We start from the raw sequence: 19,771 nt of genomic DNA, 5'->3' as shown, positions 1-19,771 counted from the left end.
TCTGTTTACTGTTGATTCCGCAATTGCTATGATTCAGTAAATACTACGAATCCTGTAACTACTGTTGATCCAGAAGCTTGATAAAATAGCCGCCGACAACGCTTCGTGCCTGAAAACCGACTTGTTTTCCATCCGTAGTTTCATTCCAATCACAGAGCGGAACACGGGTGGGAGTTTTCATCACATATTCATACACAGGCGCAATGAGGGCCCTGAAGTCATTTTGATTCGCTGCCAGCGTTGCCGTCCAGCAGATCCAATCCGATTTCGTATAGGTCTTGCGGCTGTCGAGAGGGAGTCCGTATGTGTTTTGTTTCTTCAGATAGTATGCGATCTCCTTGTCGTAAACCTCCTGAGGAAACAGATTTAACTTCAGAAGCTTGTCCCAAACCAGGTTGTACTTCTGACTCCACGTCCCCTTATTATCGAAAGTCAGTGTGTAATGATCACCATCGTCCGCCATCTTCATCCAACGGGCAGCATATTCGCTGGCTATTTTCCTGTACTTTGTTGCTACATCCTTCTCGCCGATCATATCGGCCATCATAGCATACGAACCGATCCCGACAATGGCCTTCATCGACAGGTTTGCATTGCGCGCAAGGTGTCCGGCAAAATCATCAGTGCACAACTGATTGGCTGGGTCAAAACCGTCCTTTACCAGAAACTCAACCCATTGGGAAAGTACCTTCCAGTGTTTCCTGGCATAGTCTCCTTTTCCCTCCGCCTTCGAGATCGCTCCTGTGAGGATGATCATATTGCCGGCTTCTTCTACCGGCATGTCCTCACCGTACACCTGACCATTGGCAAGAGGATAAGTCCCGATGTCGTGGGCCGCCCATGGCTTTGTCCACTTTCCACTCTCACTGTAATAGAATATTCCGTTCAGCATTCCCTTCAATAAATCCGGATTGTAGACAAGGTACAACGGCGCCGAAGGATAGGTTACGTCAACAGTATTAATGCAACCATTGCTGTAGTTCTCCTTCGAAAGGAACAAGATCTCTCCCTCAGGACTCTTCACCAGTTTGTGTGCAGCAATGCTTTGGCGATAGGCAAGCGCGCATAATTTCGCGTATTCTTCTCCGCCGGCTTTCTGTGCCCTGCTGAAAAGTTCTTTGTCAAATGTCTCGCATTTCCTGGCAATGGTTTCATAATCATTCATCGCTGCAATCAACTCCTGGTCTATGCTACGGGTACCGCCATTGCTCCACCAGGGCCGGAGATTTGTACCGAAATATTGAATAGAATACTCATCATCGTATCCAACCAGAAAAACCTGCTCCTTCCATTGTTCCGCAACCTTTCCCAACGTTGCCACGGTATTCAACAAAAGGTTCGTACCCTGAAGCTTGTTCGATTTCACATCGCCAAACGATATGTGCCCTGAACTGGTAATTGACTGAGTACTGTTCTCAGAAGATGCCGCCACATACAGGTATCCCCAGTCGATTCGAAGGTCATCGCCTTTCTTTTGTAGTACCGGCTGTGCTTTACTGCCTGCCTTCAGAATATTTAAAGATTTAGTGGTGGATAACTTCTTAACCATCTGCTCTGCCTTTACCTCCTGCGAAGACAAATTCACAGCAAGAGTGGATGATGCACCAAAGTAAACAGACACATCATGCGGCGATGCGTCGTTGGATTTTAACCGATACGACACATAAGACACCGGCCGCGATAACAGATCCAGATCGTCCATCAGCAATGGAGAAATGAATGTCAACTGCAGATCCACCTTACCGCAGGTAAGCTCATAGATGGTTCTCGTCGGAGTTACTGTTACCGAACGCTGCATTGCCTTCACAACCGATGCTTCATCTTTGGTAACAATCTGCTTCGAGAGCCCAACATCCAGCGAAGCACCGCCCGCAGTATTCTCAACATGAACAGCTATTACATTCCTGCCGTTTCTCAGATTCTTTTTGATGAGGTCCGATAATGCGAAATAGTTGAACTTGTTCAGCCAGCCTTTATAACCGTAAATCTGTACGCCGTTCAAAAATAGTTCGGCATTGTCGTCATGGAGCAGTTTGAGAAAGAGCTCATCTTTAACAGGTGTGTTCATTGAAAAAGTTCTGCGCACCCAGATGTCGCGTGTTTCCCATAACGTCTTGTCTGTCGCTCGGTTGTTACCAACGGGGGCCATACTGCGCTTCCACTGGCTATCATCAAAATCGGCATTCTGCCATCCGTCAGCTGGCTTTGCTTCTGTGTAAGTAATCTCATACGACTTTTCATCGGCGGCAGGTAGCACGGATTCGAACAGACGTTCCGGACTACCCAATACACGATACACCTTATCATCGACCTTTACAAAACCAGCAGTGGACTGATCACTTCCGGTCCAGTGCCGTGTGGTTGAAGCGTTAATCTCATCGGTCGCCGACCAAATGCTGAAGTACGGATCATGTGTGATTAAGGGATATGCAGGGGCCCTTGTGATTTGCGCTTCTGCACCCGGAGCGAGAAGGAAGAAAAGTATTATGATAGAGGATAACGTAATGCTTCTTTGCATTTGCCTGGTGGTTGAAAGTTTTCCGTTCTTCGTCTGCTTGATAAGTATTGACTTGCTCTATTTCACAACCTGCACAGGCACCTGCATAATCATTGCATGTCCCGGATAAGTGCACAGCAGCGTGTAGTCACCGGGTTTGTCGGGAGCAATGAAGTAGATCGTTTCTGAAGCTCCCGGCTGCAGCAAATTGGTATGGTTAAGGACCTTTACCGAGCCAGGAATGTAACTTAATTGTGCTCCGGTCAATCCCATATTGAACGCTGCATCGCCAACCTCCTTAGCACTACCCGGGGCAACAAACACGACATTGTGAGTCATGTCATCGTTGTTGTTGAAGATCAGTTTAATCTTTGAACCGGCCTTCATCTGCAAACTTGTCACGTCAAATTTAAGACCGGGCTTCGTCCCCAAACTGATCACCTGATCAGGTTGCTTCCAGTCTTTAGGCATGGTAAGCTGACGCTTTGCCATTTTCGCCGCTGGCGCGGTTGTCTTCTTAGTGGCTGATGCTGCCGCTGCAGTCGTCGCCGCCGCGGCTTCAGGCATCGCGTGATGATGTACTGCGACCTTTTGTTCTTCAGTAAGTGTGAGCGGTTCTCCGTCGGGCAAATGGTTCAGCGTATAGTACCCGGTATTGTGAACAAGATTGCTTCCATCGCCGGCAACAATGCCATTCAGCTTTACTTCGTGTATGAAACCTTCTCTGAGATTGTCGACGACGAGTCTCACGCTCATGTTATTGTTGGCCACAACAATGCCTTTCAGATTACATGCCTCCTGTTGAATGATCTCACTGCCATATTGATGATGATAGTGGTATGTAAATCCGCTCACGCTATAGTTCATGGCATTCTTCGCCACTTCGCGGTCTACGGGCTTTGTAAAAGTGATCTCGAAACCATCGGGCCTCGCTACGATGTTCTTCATTTCGAATGGCATCTTTCCGGACCAGACAAGACGCTGCAGCGCGTAATCCTCCCTCCCGGTGCTTGCCCATCCACGACTGGTCATACCCGCAAAGATGGAACCATCAATGCCCCATCGCAGGCGAAGCAATCCGGATGCAAATCCCTCCCTGAATGGAAAGCATGCACCCTGATATTCACCTTTCACCTTTTCCAGTGTCATCCGCATGATCTTGGAATGACCCTGATCGCCAACAAAGTACTGGCCTTCGAACGGACCGAATGCACCATGCGTAGTGTCCTCAAGAATATCCGATGTTGAAATACCCATCAGCGTCTGGGGGAACCAGACAGCCGGAACTTTCAATTCCTTGATGGTTTTCGCCGCTTCATGCATAGGCGCACCGTTGTCGACAGTGGCTAGTTGCTTCTTGGTGAGCTTCAATGGCGACTCCGGCTCGCTGGTCCAATTGAGACTCCCTGCGTTTCCGGCAAAGTCACCTTTCTCCAAATGTGTAACACGTCCCGACCCAACCCAGTCACCCTGGTTCTCGGCATAAAACACATCACCCGCAGAATTGATGGTAAAGCCCGCAGGTGAACGAAGTCCCGCCGCTATCGGCTCCATCTTTCCATCCTTGTTTATCTTCAACAACCATCCGTGCCATTTACCAAGGCTCTCCCCGTAACCGATCCACGCAACATTCAGCGTTACATACATGTTGCCGTCGCGGTCAAACAACGGACCGTAAGCGTACTCATGATAGTTACCACTGATATCAAACCGGTATACCGATTCATATCGGTCCGCTCTTCCATCTCCATCAACATCGATCACCTTTGTAAGCTCTCCTCGTTGTGTGGTATAGAACGCGCCATTGTAATAGGCCAGCCCCAAAGTCTCATGCATCCCGGAGGCGAACCTTGAAAACCTTGGTTGGCCTGAAGTCATGTAGGCATTCTCAATGGACCATATCTCCCCACGCCGGGTACTGACGGCAATGCTACCATCATTCAGCACCGCGATTCCACCCACTTCCAGCTTTACTTCTTCGGGAATAGGAATGGTTTTGATGTAGTAAAAATCTTCTTCCGTCTGGGGACGGCTGCTCTGAGCCTGTACACTATTGACGCTTATGCATGCTGCAGCAAACAGCAGTTGTATATATCGGTTCGTTTTCACGGATATTTTCATCATGAGTGTACTTACCAAATGATCGAATAAGAAATTGACATGGCAGACTTCAGCGGCAGTATCAGCACCTGTCCCGAGCTGCCACTTACGATCTGAGCTTCGCTCCTATCATCTGCCAACCGGATGTAGTAACGCTGGTCAATGACGTAGAGACGCTTGTCGATCTTCGTGATCTTCGAGCCCTCACCCAAAACGACGGTAGCATTTGCAGAGGGTCCTGAAAACGTCAATGTGCGTGTAAGGCCGTCGTTACCGCTTGCCGGTTTGATCAGGTCTGCTACGTGCAGGCTTCCCACCGAGTACATGAAAGTTGGTATGCGTGCACCGTCCAAAGTATAACCTTCGTACGCCATGGCAACGGAATCACGGCTTACTCCGTCGGGCCAGATCGGTGCTTTTCCTGACAGATCTACAACGGCTCCCATAGGCGCCGAAGTCTGCGGCTCGCCTCTCTCGTACCACATGTCCGTTGCATTCAGGAACGGGCCGCGCCACACCTTCATAATCGCCCCCTGATCGAGGTTAAGTGCATAGTTAATTCCTTCAGGCAATCCGACAGAGAGAACGTGAGTCTTCTTCTTGCCCTTATAAAACATAAATGATCGAATGATCTCCGGCTCTCGCTGCGGCTCGATAGCGATCAAAGGCTCTGGCGGAATTACCGGAATGGAAGCCTCAGCATGCATGGCAAAAGGTCGTGCATTCGCGGTACCAATCAGAAAACCAATTCCAGATGGTGCCCACGAATAGTTCTTCATGTAGGTTAGCACAAAAGTATGTTCGCCTTTCGCCAAATCGATCCATACCGACTCCTCACCAAACAGATCGTGCTGCCTGATTACTTCTTTGCCGTCGACGCTAAGGCTTAAATGTCCCCAGCGCTGAACAATGAATTGATAGGGCCGTTGCTCAGCGATCTGAAACTTTCCGGTAAAGATCAGGCCGGCAGCATTAATGTTATCGGCCAACGTAACGTCTACTGCATTCGCCTTGCCTCTCCGCGTAACGCGTTCTTCCGTAAGGTCTGCAAACGAGTTGAACTTTCCTTCGTAATAAACATACTGGAGATCGGTGAGCTCTACCTTGAAATCGTTCAGCAACGCGTAGTTGATATTGCGCATTGCCAATGGACCGTGATCTCCCTGAATTACTAACGGCCCCGAGGCCTTTTCGTCCTGGAAAGCCGACGAACGGGTGGGCCCGTTCACAATCACGTTCTCATGAAGGATCACGCCATTCAGCGTTACCTTTATAAAGCGCGCGGGCGAAATCTTCTTTCCATCAGACGAAAACCTCGGCGCCTGAAACTGAATCTCCAGGTGCTGCCAAAGGTTTGGAGCGAAACTCGCATTTACGTCGGGAGCATGACCCTCAAACCCTTTCTTTCCTTCCGGTCTTGAATCATCCCATCGCTCGTATATGCTTCCGCAGTCGGCAACATGAAGTACCGACGACTTCCAACTGTCAAACAATTGAACCTCATATCGTCCCTGCAGATAGATGCCGGCATTGGAACCTTTGGGCATCATGAAATCAAGCGAGAGGAAAAGATCGCCATGCTCGAGTTTGGATACGAGATTGGCCTCGGGCTTGAATTGGATCTTCGGATTAAACTGATTGACAAGAACACCAGTTCCCTTGTCGATTTTTAGTGACGCGTCTTCAAAGCTCCCATTCACGCCTGCGGCCAACGTCCAGTTTGGAGCGGGCGAGACAAAGGCATTCATCGATGTCAGATCAATGGGGGTGGTAACAAATCGCTGCTGTGCCGTCGCGGTGTCTGTTAATCCGCAGGCAAGTGCCAGCGATGCGCAAAGTGTCATGCGCAATCTTGAGATACGGTTCATTCTTCTCTTTCGATCTAGATACTTTTTCGCCTGGTTTAAACGCTCCAGTGCTCAGGATTTACCCTGGCTCTGGTTATTGCTCTAAGACCAGGCCTCCCAATCTCGCACGGCGTCAGATAAAAAACAACAACATTTCTGAGCTGACGCATTTGAAATAACCCAATTGTTGTGATCGGTAGCGCAAACCGCCCATTGAAGAAGCAAAAGAATGACCTCCAATCGCTTACCCGAAAGTGGATTTTGATGCTTTTTCAATCAATAACCAGGAGTTCCACTTATATTGTCATAACGACCACATGCTCATTTGCTTTGAACTGGAACACCGGCATGTTTCGTTATTTATTACCTTGATAAACTCTTTATTAGTCACCCAATCACGTTGAACGATAACCATCCGTATGAAATTATCGCGTAAGCGCTTCCGGATATTAGTGTACTTATGCCTGGGGACCATTTTGATTTCACTCCTGGTCATTTTGGGCGCGAGTATCAACAAGCCAAATTCTGAAGCCACTATCATTGCCAGTCTCATAGGAACATGCTGTTGCGTTGTTATGCTGTTCGTGGTTGATCGCGCAAAGCGTGATCGAAACGTAGTAGAGGCCGTTGCCGCCGAAAATGTGGCACGATACCATGCTATAATCGCCGCATCGAAAACAGGTGCCTGGGAATATCATACAGACACTCAATATCAATGGTGCAGCCCCGAGTACTTCGAAATGTTGGGATATGATCAAAGTACCTTCCTCGATAACAAGCCGCTGAAAATTCAGAACATCTGGATGCGCCTGCTCCATCCCGATGATCGCCAAAAAGCTATCGAAGACTTTTCTAATTATCTGGGCAAAAGATCGCCCGAGATGTATGAAGCCACCTTCCGCATGAAACACTTGAATGGTGAGTATCGGTGGATATGGTCACGCGGTCGCACGCTGCTCAAACCTGACGGCACGGTGACCAACATAACACTGGGAACTCACATCGACATCACGGAGCGAAAGAATATGGAAATTGATCTGGTCACGTACAATGAGAAGCTAATCAAGTACGCACACCTGACAGCGCATGAAGTTCGTGGTCCTCTCGCAAGATTGCTGGGGCTTATCCAGGTGTCGAAGATGACGAAGGACGCAGATTATCCCTGGTTCTTTGATAAGTTAAAAGGCGAGGCGCACGATATCGATAAAGTTCTCAAAGAAATTACTGAAGAGCTCAGTGAAATTGATGAGCACCACAGTGCCTAGCCCACTGCAAACAGGACGCTTTGCCTAGAGAACATCCAATAATCTGTCGAAATCAGGCTGGAAACCGTGTAGACCCGGCCAAAAACCTCAAAATTGAGCTGGTAAATTTGACCCCACCAGCACCTTTTACGTCTAACGGACAAAATCAAGTCGCCGCCTGTTAACGGTTTTCTCCAGAGTTTGTCAGTACCCCTCATCAGGCTGCTCCGGTTTCCTCGCGAAGAAAGTAACATAAGAATAACGCCACCGACGAACAATACAGTAACATGCCGTTTTAGTTCCGCGTTTCTAAATTATGTACTTTGATCTGTGCTATTACAACGACGATGATTCCAATCGCTAATCCCGAATCCTCTGTGCGGTGAGCAAGGACAACACACCACACGACAAAGGTCTCTTCGCCATTGCATTTAAGGCGATAGGCTTCGCGTGGCGTACAGACCGCAAAACATTTCTCCTTCTGATTTTGCTCAATGTATTTAATGGCTCAATCGTTTATCTTCAATTCACAAGCTTCTCAGCAATCGTTGATGATATCATCGCTATAAAGCAGGGTACATCAACCATGAACGATCTTATTCGTTCAGCCGTGATCCTCGGGCTTTCCTTTCTCGTTCCTACGCTGCTGGCTAACCTCGTCGGCTTTCTTCGAACCAAATTTCGAATGGCGCAGGATCTCTACCTCGACATGTATCGGGTAGACAAGCAAAGTGCACTCGATATTGGAACAATAGAAAGTAGTTCCTATCAGAACCTTCTTCGCAGTGCCCATGAATGGGGAACCAATAGCATACTCGGCCTACAGGATTTCGTATTTACCTCTGCTTCCAGCTTTGCCGGCATCTTCACCTCAATGATTATCCTCTGGTCGTTAAGTCCCTGGCTGGTGCTGTTCGCTGCACTTGCCGCCGCTCCCATATACTTCTTCTATAAAAAGTACAGCATGGAAGTGTTTCGTATACGCTGGCTATCTATCGAAGATTACCGTGTGATCAGCAACCGGCTATCGCACTTCGAAGAGATGCAAAAGGCAGTAGACCTGATCCTGCTCAAGCTGAAGGATTGGTTCAGGGGACAGATCTACGACCGGCTTTCGAATTACAACAGTAAGGTGATACGCGCGGAAAGAAAAAAGTCTCTCTCCTATGGCGTACTTAGTCTCTGGTACCTGCTGTTTCTGTTTGCTGCCATTGCCCTGATGACGAAACAATCGCTTACTGGCAGCATAGCCGTCGGAGCACTGCTGCTGGCATTCAACACTTACACTCGGTTCTATCAGACTGTTAATGGTTATATTGAATCTATATCCATTACAGAAGAATCGTCGCGGTATGCGGCACGCTGGTTCGATCTTTTTGCTCTTGAACCAAAATTAACATCGTCGCCCAATGCCATGCGCGTAAAGTTTGAACAACCACCACGCGTCGAGTTCAGAAACGTTTCTTTTCGTTATCCGGGTGAAGATGCTGAATCGCCTCTCGTCGTTAAGAATATCAGCTTTACCATCAGCCCGGGCGAAAAGATTGCAATCATCGGAGTGAACGGATCGGGGAAAACCACGCTCATCAAATTATTGTGCCGAACCTACGATCCTACAGAAGGACAGATTCTGGTCAATGGTGTCGACCTGAAGGACATTAATCTGCGCGACTGGCAAAGTGCAATCGGCGTCCTGTTCCAGGATTTCCCGCTTTATCATCTCACTATTCGCGAATCCATCGGATTGGGAAATATTCTGACGCCTGTCGACGAATCGAAAATGGCTGAAGCTGCCCGCTATTCGGGAGCTGACGAATTCATTGAAACATTTCCCCGCAAATTTGACCAGCTGATATGGAAAGAATTCCGCGAAGGCACTGATCTTTCCAAAGGGCAACATCAACGCCTTGCTGTGGCACGAATGTTTTATCGCAATGCGGCTATCACAATACTTGACGAACCAACGGCATCAATAGACGCCGTTACAGAAGAAAAGATATTTAGTTCACTGGAAGAGAACATGGAGGGAAAGACAGTGATCTTAATCACGCATCGTTTTAGCTCTGTAAAAAATGCCGACAAGATTCTTATGCTTGAACAAGGTCATATCATTGAGCAGGGTTCACACAAGGAGTTGATGGCACTCAACAAGAAATATGCCGCTCTCTATACAATGCAGGCAAGCCGGTATTTGCAGGAAGATGAGTCATGAAAGGGTTGTACCAACAACAATTCAATGTTACTTCCCGATGTTTTTTTCATGGTTGAATCGTGACCATTTGATATACTTCACCTCGAAAGAATAATCCCTCTCCATAACCTGATAAAAATCAGCAATCATTCTGACGATACAGGGAACACTTACAGCTAATTGTACATAACTTTGTTTCGCGATTAAACTTAAACTCATCACGATGGCTTACTACGTTCGAAAAATCAGAATGCCCTTCCAGGAAGTGCTTGAGAAAGTAACACAAAATCTTCGGTCGCAAGGCTTTGGCGTCATTACATCCATCGATGTTCAGGACACGTTCAACAAGACGCTCAACATCAAGTTTCGCAACTACAAGATACTCGCTGCCTGCAACCCGCAATTCGCTTACAAAGCGATCAGTATGGAGTCTCATCTGGGCATGATGCTTCCCTGCAACATAGTCGTGCAGGAACACGAAAATGGAGAAGTAGAAGTATCGGCCATCAATCCGCTCGACAACGTCGATAATACTTTTAACACAACATTGTTAAAAAGCCTGGCACAGGAAGTTGGCACTAAGCTCAGAGCTACTATTGATTGTATTCAAAGAGACTTACCTGAATTTCATAGTGAGGCTCTGCCCCATTGAAGTATCGCTTTGCAGATTCTTAGAAGTCCAGTGAAGTAACAAAAGAACAAGTTAAAGGCTGTCTCGAAAAAGGCGGCCTTCTTTGCATGTGCGCATTTTGCGCAGGCAAACCCTCATGAATCGCAATTAGCGAAGACGATATTCATCATAAATATTCATAAGGTATGCATGAATTACCGCAGATGTGCGGGATCGACCGTCGCTCATAATCATGCAGGACGCGGCAGGATGGACATCCGTATTTTTGAGTTCACTTTCCTGTTTGAACTATAAGCATCAGCAATAATTGATATCGCACTCATGATTACACTCCCCCGAATGACGAGAATCGCGCTCATTGCCATTTCATGCGCGCTGTTGTGCACCGCTTGCACCAACGATAAGCCTACTGGGAAACCTTCAGCCCTTGATTCAAAGATTGAGAAGTTGAAGATTCTTCCCGGCTTTACCGTTAAACACTTGTACAGTCCGTCTGCAAAGGGGCAAGGCTCCTGGGTAGCCATGACCTTCGATTCAAAAGGACGCCTGATTACCTCCGACCAGTACGGGGCGCTTTATCGGCTCCAGGTGTCCCCTGACGTCGACTCAGTGCTTAGTGTTGAAAAACTTGTTATCGGCAAGATCGATCCTTCCCTCCCCGATTCGATAAAGTCGCGAGTACAGATGGGATTCTCGCAGGGGCTGCTTTATGCATTTAACAGTCTCTATGTAATGGTCAATAACCGTGAAAGCGATGACTTCGAACGCCCCAGCGGGTTATATCGGCTGCAGGACACAGACGGCGACGATCAGTTTGACAAGATCACACTCCTGAAACAGCTTGAGGGATATGGTGAACACGGCCCTCACAGCGTTGTACTGTCTCCTGACAAGAAGTCCATCTACGTAATTGCCGGCAATCATACCAATGTTCCGCCAATGGATGCATACCGGTTGCCCAAAGTATGGCAGGAAGACAATATGTTCCCTTTGATCAAGGATCCCCGAGGGCATGCAAATGACCGGCTAGCACCTGGAGGCTGGATCGCCCATATTGACTCACTTGGCAAGAATTGGGAGCTTGTGAGTGCAGGTTATCGGAATGCTTTCGACGTAGCATTTAATGAGGATGGCGAGATGTTCGCCTACGATTCTGATATGGAGTGGGACTTTGGAATGCCGTGGTATCGCCCTACCCGGATTTGTCATGCTACCAGCGGAAGTGAATTTGGATGGCGAACCGGTAACAGTAAATGGTCGCCTGCATTTCCAGATAACTTACCTCCGGTGATCAACATTGGGCAGGGTTCGCCAACGAACCTCATTCATGGAATGAATGCTAAGTTTCCGGGTAAGTACAAAAGCGCATTGTTCGCCTCCGACTGGAGCTTCGGTATAATCTATGCCATTCACCTTAAGCCAAACGGTTCTTCTTACACAGCTGAACCGGAAGAATTTCTTTCTGGCGCACCGCTACCTCTTACAGATGGAATTATCGGCCCTGATGGTGCTTTGTATTTCCTTACAGGAGGTCGTCGCCTGGAATCAGATCTGTATCGCGTAACCTACACAGGTACTGACGACGGATCGCAGCAAGCAGCATCACCGGATCAGGAAGCAGCCAACGCAAGGGATACACGAAAAAAACTTGAAGCGTTCCATGGTGCGCCTAACAAAGAAGCGGTCGAGTTCGCCTGGCCATATCTGAAACATAAAGATCGCTTTATCCGCTACGCCGCCCGTGTCGCTGTTGAACATCAACCCGTATCGCAGTGGGAAGGCCGCGCCTTGAAAGAAAAGGATCCTGAGACTGCCATTGAAGCGATGATTGCACTGGCCCACCATGGCAAACCAGCGGCAAGAACAGCAATGCTCAAATTATTGACTTCTATTCCATTTGAGAGTCTTTCTGAAGAGAGACAGATCGACGTAATGCGTGCACTGGAGATAACCATTTTAAGAATGGGAATGCCGGAACCTGCCACGAAGAACCTGGTTATTACTTATCTGGATAAGCAGTTTCCAGCTAAAGCGAACAACCTCAATCGAAACCTCAGCAAATTGCTGGCTTACCTTGAAGCACCTAGCGCAGTGAGCAAAACCATGGCTTTGATTGAGAATGCAAAGGATGATCCGTCTGAAAAAACGGCAAGTCAGTCTTCAGATCTTATCCTGCGCAATCCTCAATACGGTATGGATATCGCCGGCATGTTGTCACGTATTCCTCCGGCACAACAAACTTACTATGCAGTTGTCCTGATGAATACAAAGACCGGCTGGACACCTGAACTGCGTGACAAGTACTTCACCTGGTTTAAGAATGCGTTCGGCTATAAGGGCGGAAACAGCTATGTGGGATTCATAAACAAGGCACGGCTTGCTGCGCTGGCCAACGTACCGGCTAGTGACTCGACTAAATATAAAGAAGCTTCCGGTGAAGCTCTCCTTTCTAAATCAGGCAACGACCTCATTCAGGGGCCGCAGCCTGAAGGTCCCGGAAAGCGCTGGACTGTTGACGAAGCGTTTGCCAGTGTCGACGGTCACCTGTCAGGTCGCAATTTTGAGAAAGGTAAGATGATGTTTGCCGCAGGACGCTGTGCTTCATGTCATGCGATACGTGGCGAGGGTGGCGCTATTGGCCCCGATCTCACTCAATTGGGAACGCGCTTTTCGCCCAAAGACATGCTGGAGTCAATCATCGAACCCAACAAGACTGTTTCCGATCAGTATGCGGCTACTGTCTTCACGATGAAAGATGGATCATCGATTCTCGGACGATTGATCAACGAAAACGACAAATCGTATTCTATATCGCAAAATCCATTCGCCCCGGACGCGCTGCGTGAAATAGCCAAGGCCGATGTGGCTAGCACCAAATACTCATATATATCCGTCATGTATCCCGGATTGATCAACAACATGAACGAAGATGAAGTGAGAGATCTTGTTGCCTTTCTCATGTCTGGCGGTGACGAGAAAAACGAAGCATTTAAAAAATAGTATCATTACTACTGTAAACCCAATACAGCGCTCATTATGCCCATCACACTCGATCTCAATAACCGAATCCGTCAGGTAGCTTTGGTTACCTCTGTTGTCCTCTTCTGTCTTTCAGCCTGCAAGAAGCCGGCAGAGCCAGTAGCAGTAGATGAACCTGCCGACTCCATTGCCGAGCCTGAGTTTGTATCCATCTTCAATGGTACTTCCCTCGAGGGCTGGACAGGTGACACCACATACTGGCGCGCCGAGAATGGAGTTCTCATTGGAGAGGTTACTCCTCAAACATTGCTAAAGAGCAACACCTTTATCGTATGGAACGGTGGCACTCCCGGAGACTTTGAACTAAAACTAGAATTCAAAATAGCGGAAACCGGCAACTCGGGTATTAATTACAGAAGTGTTGTATTCCCCGACGTACCTTTCGCATTAAGAGGCTATCAGGCAGATATTGATGGTAAGATCCACTACACTGGTCAAAACTATGAAGAGCGTGGCCGTACTACACTTGCCTATCGTGGCGAACGGGCAACGATACATTCACAGGACAATCCTACAGACCCTGAGTCGCTGAAGGCTGCCGTCAAAAACAACGCATGGACTAAGCGCGACGTTACAGGTACCTTAGGTCATCCCGATTCCCTCAAAGCCATAATCAAAAGTGGTGACTGGAATTCATGTCACATCATTGCCCGCGGTAATCAACTCGAGCACTACATCAATGGTGTACTCATGAGCGCCGTAACAGACGACGATACAGTGAACCGAAAGATGTCCGGTCTGATCGGTGTGCAGGTTCACGTTGGTCCGCCCATGACAGTCGAGTACCGTAACATCATGCTGAAACAATTTAACTAGTAGCATTGATTCAGCCCTGGCATCATAAGATATCCAATGTCGCACAGCTCGGCGGGATAGAGACCGCAGTGATCGACAACGGTCCTGGAAGAGGAACGCGCATAGCCTGGATAAACACTGGTACTGGCCTTCGATATAAAGTCGTGATCGATCGTGCGATGGATATTGCCGAGGCATTTTATAATGAACACAGCCTCGCCTGGCTAAGTCATGTTGGCATTACGTCGCCACAACCTTTTTCATCGCATGGCATGGATTGGATCAGGACGTTCGGCGGAGGACTTCTTACAACGTGTGGGCTATCTCACGTCGGAGGACCAGAGACTGACGAATTCGGAGAACGGGGTCTGCATGGTGGCGTAAGCAATCTTCCAGCCGAGCTTGAATCCATTAAACAGCCTGATCCTTTGCGCGGCGACTTAAGCATGAGTATTACGGCAAAGATCAAACAGACTCAGGTATTCGGACCAAGCCTTGAGCTGAAGCGCACAATTTCAGGTACGCTTGGTCAACCCCTGATTCGCATCCACGACGAAGTATATAACTCCGGGAATACAGCGCAGCCTCATATGTTGTTATACCATTTCAACTTTGGCTGGCCGCTCGTCGATGAAGGAACAACGTTGCATTGGAAGGGAAAATGGTCTTCCGGTTCCGCAGATAATCCTTCCAGAATATTCAAAGAGGGAAACAATTTCAGAACTGCACCCGCACCACTTGAATCCCACAACGGCACCGGTGAAGAAGTGGCAGTGATCGATCCGCCGGCCGGCGACGATGGACTTTGTTTCTGTGGGCTTTACAATGCCAAATTGCGTGTGGCCGTATCGTTGAAATTTAAAAAGGATCAATTGCCCTGGCTTACCAACTGGCAGCACTGGGGCCAGGGAGAATATGTCACAGGTCTTGAGCCTGGCACCCATCCTCCCATCGGGCAGGCACGTGCACGGAAAGAAAACCAACTGATCTTTCTGCAACCCGGAGCTTCACGATCATACAATCTTGAGTTAGAAGTACTAACTTCAGAGAACTCCATCAATGAACTACAAATGAAAACCAAACCATAATGGCAACGACTGGAAAATCAGGTCTGGCTGAAAAAGCACTGGACCAGGGAAAAGGCATCCTCAGACTCGCACCTACCTGGGTGCCCCGATCGTTTTGTGTTCCCGGACGAAGAATTAAACTCCATCCCGATGACTACTACGTACTGGGAGGAATTCGTGGTGGCATAGACGAACGCTGGCTGTCATCCACCACACCCGCCAAGAATGGTCCGCTCACTGGTGAAAATGAAGGATTAAGTGCCATTGTCGTTAAGGATGGTTCACGTCATGAGCAGGTTCTTTTGAAAGATGCCATTGATGAGCTGAAGGGTTCCATCATTGGTGATCGCCTTTGGAAGAAGTATGCAAGCTGGCCTATGTATTCGAAGTTCTTCGACAACATGGGACCGCTTCCACATCATACACATCACAACGACAAATACGCAAGCATGGTCGGACAGCTGGGCAAGCCGGAAGCTTACTACTTCCCTCCACAGCTGAACAATCATGGTGGAGATTTTCCTTATACATTCTTTGGCATCGCTCCGGGTACAACCAAAGAGCAGATCCGCGAATGCTTAGTGAATTTCACTAAGGGAGATAACAAGATCACGAATTACTCTGCGGCCTACCGACTCGAACCCGGAACAGGCTGGGATGTTCCTCCCGGATTATTACACGCGCCAGGCAGCATGTGCACGTATGAGCCTCAGAAAGCTTCCGACGTATTTGCCATGTATCAGTCACTTGTAAATGAAGCGATCGTTCCTGAAGAGTTGCTTTGGAACGGAACACCTAAAGATCGCATCGGTGACTTCGACCTTCTGATAGAAGTACTTGACTGGGACCTCAACGTAGACCCTAACATGATGGCCAACCGGTTCATGGCACCCAAACCGGTTGTTGCAGGAAGTTCACTGAAGAATGATGGGTTCATCGAAAACTGGATCTGTTACAAGTCGCACGACTTCAGTGCTAAAGAACTTACTGTTGCGCCTGGCGCCACCGTTACTGTGAAAGACAGTGCGGCCTATGGAATCATTGTGATGCAGGGTCGTGGTAAGATGGGGGCATGGAACATTGAAACTCCCTCCCTGATCAGATATGGTCAGCTCACCAATGATGAGTTTTTTATCACTGAAAGTGCTGCACGCGAAGGTGTAAAGATCGTAAACGAATCTGACACAGACCCGATCGTTATACTCAAGCACTTTGGCCCCGACAATCCGGACCTCAGCTTGTAATAAACAACGAAAATATTCCTGAATCTTAGACGCAAACTACTATGGCAGAAAACAATTTTCCCAAACTGCACAACGCCACCTGGCCGGGAATCGTCGGCAAGGGGCCCGATTCGGAACCTGTTATTCCATTCGATACGATGTTGAAAATGACCGCTGCCGCCGAAGTCGGCGGTGTTAAGTTCGATGGCGTCGACCTCGGATTGCTGGATCCTCACATCGGCATAGACATGACCGATGATGAAATCAAACGACTCGCCGATAAGATCACTAAACACAATCTTAAAATAGGAAGTCTCGTTGCTCCGATATGGGGAGGCCCTGCCATGGGAACCAAAGAGCAGCGAAAGCATTTTGTAGAGATGGTGAAGAAGGCATGTCACATTGGAAAAGTATTGCGCGACATTGGTGCACGCCCTCATGGTGTTGTGCGCATCGATTCCGCCAGCTCACCTGAGCAGTGGGACAAAGATCCTGCTAACAACACAAAGCTGATTGCTGAAACATTCCGTGAAGCATGCGATGTGGCTGCAGACTTCAATGAGAAGCTTGCCGCCGAAGGAGAGATCTGCTGGGGCGGAATGCACAGCTGGAAAACAATGGTCGAAACACTCGAGGCCGTTGAGCGCCCTAATATCGGCTTCCAGGCAGACATGTCACATACGCTTCTCTATCTGCTGGGTTATAACCGTCCTCAGGACCGTATCCTTCCCAAAGAATTCGACTGGAAGGACCGCGCCACACTTACTGAAGGTTTGAAAACAGTAACCAAAGCGTTGCGGCCCTGGACACTGGACTTCCACGTAGCACAAAACGATGGCACTGTGTACGGTCAGGGTTCACACGACAAAACAGGTCGCCACTGTCTGGCTACCGATCCTAATGGAAAACTCGATATCGCCAAAGATGCCGGCTACTGGCTTCGGGATGAGAACGGCAAGCTTACGAAAGCATTCAAGCACATTTGCTGGGATGGTTGTATGTTCCCGAACGACGTTATGATGAAGCAGCAAACCTGGAACGACATTCTCGCAACGATGATTAAGGTCCGCCAGCAACACGGATGGCATGAGTAACATCAAAGAATGTCTGGTTGTAATAATTGAATAAGATATGACAAAGAAAAGTCTACGCATAGGATTGATCGGCTGTGGATTCATGGGCCGTACTCACTCCAACGGGTATAACCGTATCAAAAATTTCTTTCCTGAGCTGCAGTATCAGCCTGTACTCAAGGCCGTATGCGCCCGAAGAGAAGACAGAGCAAAAGATTTCGCAGCTCAATGGGGTTATGAGTCATGGGAAACAGACTGGAAGAAGCTCATTGCCCGTGATGATATCGACGCCATCGACATTTGTACGCCCAATGATACGCATGCAGAGATCGCTATTGCTGCTGCAGCCAAAGGCAAGATGATTCTTTGCGAAAAACCACTATCCCGCACGTTGGAAGAAGGTCAGAAGATGGTCGATGCCGTCGAGAAAGCAAAGGTAGCCAACACCATCTGGTACAATTACCGCAGGCTACCCGCCGTTACATTGGCCAAATCGATCATCGAGTCCGGAAAGCTTGGCAAGATATTTCACTTTCGCGCCAACTTCCTTCAGGACTGGACGATTAGTCCTGAACTGCCACAGGGCGGCGAAGGACTATGGAGACTCGACGTTGATGCCGCTGGTTCCGGTGTAACAGGAGATCTGCTCGCGCATTGCATCGACACAGCAATGTGGCTTAATGGAGCAATCACCGATGTGTCCGCAGTAACGGAAACCTTCATCAAGGAACGCGTGCATACTGCGAGCGGCAAAGTTCAAAAGGTTGGCATCGACGACGCCTGCATATTCCATTGCCACTTTAAGAATGGCTCCCTTGGATTGTTTGAATCCACACGCTATGCACGTGGTCACAAAGCGCTGTATACTTTTGAGATCAACGGTGAACACGCATCTATCAAATGGGACCTTCACGACCTCAATCGCCTTGAATACTTCGATCACCGCGATGAATCTATTGTCCGCGGCTGGCGATCAATATTGGTTACTGATGGCGATCAACCCTTCATGAAACGTTGGTGGGTGCCCGGCCTGATCATCGGTTATGAACATAGCTTCATCCATCAGGCAGCGGATTTCCTTGCCAGCCTGGAAAAAGGTGAGCCTTGTCATCCAACGTTTCGTGATGCACTGGAAACGCAAAAGGTATGCGCGGCAGTTATTGAATCAGCAAATACGAGAAGCTGGAAAGACACGAAAGTGTCTGATGACGTCGGATAGTTCTCAGATGATCAACTAATCCGTCAGGACGCCTTCGGTGTGAAATCAAATCAGCGAACACACCGAAGGCGTTAAATGAAATCTAGTCAACGAGCACGTAGACGGCAATATCGTGTACAACTCCCCTGCCGTTTGGTGCTTGTCAAAAGCAACTCAGGCTGACCTGACGACCCGTTCATGCGTCGTCGTCGTAACTTCCGTATCGCGTGTTCGGTACAACATCTCGGGTACCTGGGCCAGTGCAGAAGAATGCACCTTCTCCCCCAGCCCGTAGAATTCCTGAAAACTCATGATCAAGGGTTTCCATTTATCGGGATCAACACGATTGGGGTTGTTGGTCATCGTGATCGACTGTTCAAGATGCACGCGCAGGATCTTAAGTTCGATTGCAACAACCCGCACTTCCTGAAACCCATTCTCCGCTCCTATCGGATGCATCCCCACGAAAGATGCTTCCATCTGCACCGGACATTCCTTAACCCTCGGCGCACTTACCAGATCGGCCTCCGCTGGCGTGAGTCCGCTGTGTGCAAACTTATCGCTTACGTGCGCATAGCCCTTCAGTAGTTTTCCAGGCGGTACTGGATTTGAACCAGTCGTCAATGCGAGCCTGTTCACAAATTTCGCTTCCTCAACTGATGGCAGATTCAGTACACACTCCTTCGTGCGTAGAATATTTTCAGTGGTTTTTGAGACTGCCGAGATGCCAATGATACACCGGTATCCTAACCAGAAAACGGAAGATATCGGGGCTACATTAAAAGTATCATCACCATTTCGCGTGCCCACCAGGACTACGGGGGTTCCAAAATAAAGTATAGAAGGATTGCTCACCTGATGCATAG

General features: G+C 48.4%; 13 protein-coding genes. 9 read left to right on the top strand and 4 right to left on the bottom strand.

Going from position 1 to position 19,771, the window contains the following annotated elements:
* Positions 1-58: 58 nt before the first annotated feature.
* From WBG78_RS05385 to WBG78_RS05375, 3 genes are read right to left on the bottom strand one after another with little or no spacing between them, the layout of a single operon-like run.
* A complete protein-coding gene (locus WBG78_RS05385; RefSeq protein ID WP_337325362.1) occupies positions 59-2,518 on the bottom strand; it encodes a glutaminase family protein in 2,460 nt (819 codons plus the stop codon).
* A 57-nt stretch (positions 2,519-2,575) separates the two neighbouring features.
* A complete protein-coding gene (locus tag WBG78_RS05380) occupies positions 2,576-4,621 on the bottom strand; it encodes a plastocyanin/azurin family copper-binding protein (RefSeq protein WP_337325361.1) in 2,046 nt (681 codons plus the stop codon).
* An 8-nt stretch (positions 4,622-4,629) separates the two neighbouring features.
* Positions 4,630-6,465, bottom strand: a complete 1,836-nt coding sequence (locus WBG78_RS05375) for a 3-keto-disaccharide hydrolase (protein WP_337325360.1) — start codon at positions 6,463-6,465, stop codon at positions 4,630-4,632.
* A 398-nt stretch (positions 6,466-6,863) separates the two neighbouring features.
* Between WBG78_RS05375 and WBG78_RS05370 the strand changes: the two genes are divergently transcribed.
* The 9 genes from WBG78_RS05370 (at position 6,864) to WBG78_RS05330 (ending at position 18,926) form a co-directional block, all read left to right on the top strand.
* On the top strand, positions 6,864-7,709 hold the full coding sequence (locus WBG78_RS05370) for a PAS domain-containing protein (RefSeq protein WP_337325359.1): 846 nt from the start codon (positions 6,864-6,866) through the stop codon (positions 7,707-7,709).
* A 361-nt stretch (positions 7,710-8,070) separates the two neighbouring features.
* Positions 8,071-9,900: an ABC transporter ATP-binding protein gene (locus WBG78_RS05365; protein WP_337325358.1), complete on the top strand. Its 1,830-nt coding sequence runs from the start codon at positions 8,071-8,073 to the stop codon at positions 9,898-9,900.
* 202 nt (positions 9,901-10,102) lie between these two features.
* Positions 10,103-10,531, top strand: a complete 429-nt coding sequence (locus tag WBG78_RS05360) for a DUF302 domain-containing protein (RefSeq protein ID WP_337325357.1) — start codon at positions 10,103-10,105, stop codon at positions 10,529-10,531.
* A gap of 318 nt (positions 10,532-10,849) precedes the next feature.
* Positions 10,850-13,510, top strand: a complete 2,661-nt coding sequence (locus tag WBG78_RS05355) for a c-type cytochrome (protein ID WP_337325356.1) — start codon at positions 10,850-10,852, stop codon at positions 13,508-13,510.
* Positions 13,511-13,546: 36 nt separating this feature from the next.
* A complete protein-coding gene (locus WBG78_RS05350; RefSeq protein WP_337325355.1) occupies positions 13,547-14,365 on the top strand; it encodes a 3-keto-disaccharide hydrolase in 819 nt (272 codons plus the stop codon).
* 5 nt (positions 14,366-14,370) lie between these two features.
* Positions 14,371-15,432, top strand: a complete 1,062-nt coding sequence (locus tag WBG78_RS05345; protein ID WP_337325354.1) for an aldose 1-epimerase family protein — start codon at positions 14,371-14,373, stop codon at positions 15,430-15,432.
* A complete protein-coding gene (locus WBG78_RS05340; protein ID WP_337325353.1) occupies positions 15,432-16,655 on the top strand; it encodes a hypothetical protein in 1,224 nt (407 codons plus the stop codon). The genes WBG78_RS05345 and WBG78_RS05340 overlap by 1 nt, the downstream gene beginning before the upstream one ends.
* A gap of 41 nt (positions 16,656-16,696) precedes the next feature.
* The gene (locus WBG78_RS05335) at positions 16,697-17,728 is read left to right on the top strand and encodes a sugar phosphate isomerase/epimerase family protein (RefSeq protein ID WP_337325352.1); all 1,032 of its coding nucleotides are present in this window, start codon (positions 16,697-16,699) and stop codon (positions 17,726-17,728) included.
* Positions 17,729-17,765: 37 nt separating this feature from the next.
* Complete coding sequence (locus WBG78_RS05330; protein WP_337325351.1) at positions 17,766-18,926, top strand: Gfo/Idh/MocA family protein; 1,161 nt, start codon at positions 17,766-17,768, stop codon at positions 18,924-18,926.
* A gap of 153 nt (positions 18,927-19,079) precedes the next feature.
* Here WBG78_RS05330 and WBG78_RS05325 read toward each other — a convergent pair whose 3' ends face one another.
* Positions 19,080-19,769, bottom strand: coding sequence for a flavin reductase family protein (locus WBG78_RS05325; RefSeq protein ID WP_337325350.1), 690 nt, complete (start codon positions 19,767-19,769; stop codon positions 19,080-19,082).
* Positions 19,770-19,771: the final 2 nt, after the last annotated feature.

Source organism: Chryseolinea sp. T2, assembly GCF_037203685.1.
Lineage (GTDB): Bacteria > Bacteroidota > Bacteroidia > Cytophagales > Cyclobacteriaceae > Chryseolinea.
Note: the sequence above shows the minus strand (reverse complement) of the source record. Positions and strands in the feature narration are given on the sequence as shown.

Excerpts from the sequence above, each read along its gene's own strand:
- WBG78_RS05340 (WP_337325353.1), top strand. The coding sequence starts at position 15,432 with ATGGCAACGACTGGAAAATCAGGTCTGGCTGAAAAAGCACTGGACCAG.
- WBG78_RS05375 (WP_337325360.1), bottom strand. The coding sequence starts at position 6,465 with ATGAACCGTATCTCAAGATTGCGCATGACACTTTGCGCATCGCTGGCA.
- WBG78_RS05385 (WP_337325362.1), bottom strand. The coding sequence starts at position 2,518 with ATGCAAAGAAGCATTACGTTATCCTCTATCATAATACTTTTCTTCCTT.
- WBG78_RS05370 (WP_337325359.1), top strand. The coding sequence starts at position 6,864 with ATGAAATTATCGCGTAAGCGCTTCCGGATATTAGTGTACTTATGCCTG.
- WBG78_RS05325 (WP_337325350.1), bottom strand. The coding sequence starts at position 19,769 with ATGCATCAGGTGAGCAATCCTTCTATACTTTATTTTGGAACCCCCGTA.
- WBG78_RS05350 (WP_337325355.1), top strand. The coding sequence starts at position 13,547 with ATGCCCATCACACTCGATCTCAATAACCGAATCCGTCAGGTAGCTTTG.
- WBG78_RS05360 (WP_337325357.1), top strand. The coding sequence starts at position 10,103 with ATGGCTTACTACGTTCGAAAAATCAGAATGCCCTTCCAGGAAGTGCTT.
- WBG78_RS05335 (WP_337325352.1), top strand. The coding sequence starts at position 16,697 with ATGGCAGAAAACAATTTTCCCAAACTGCACAACGCCACCTGGCCGGGA.
- WBG78_RS05380 (WP_337325361.1), bottom strand. The coding sequence starts at position 4,621 with ATGATGAAAATATCCGTGAAAACGAACCGATATATACAACTGCTGTTT.
- WBG78_RS05330 (WP_337325351.1), top strand. The coding sequence starts at position 17,766 with ATGACAAAGAAAAGTCTACGCATAGGATTGATCGGCTGTGGATTCATG.
- WBG78_RS05355 (WP_337325356.1), top strand. The coding sequence starts at position 10,850 with ATGACGAGAATCGCGCTCATTGCCATTTCATGCGCGCTGTTGTGCACC.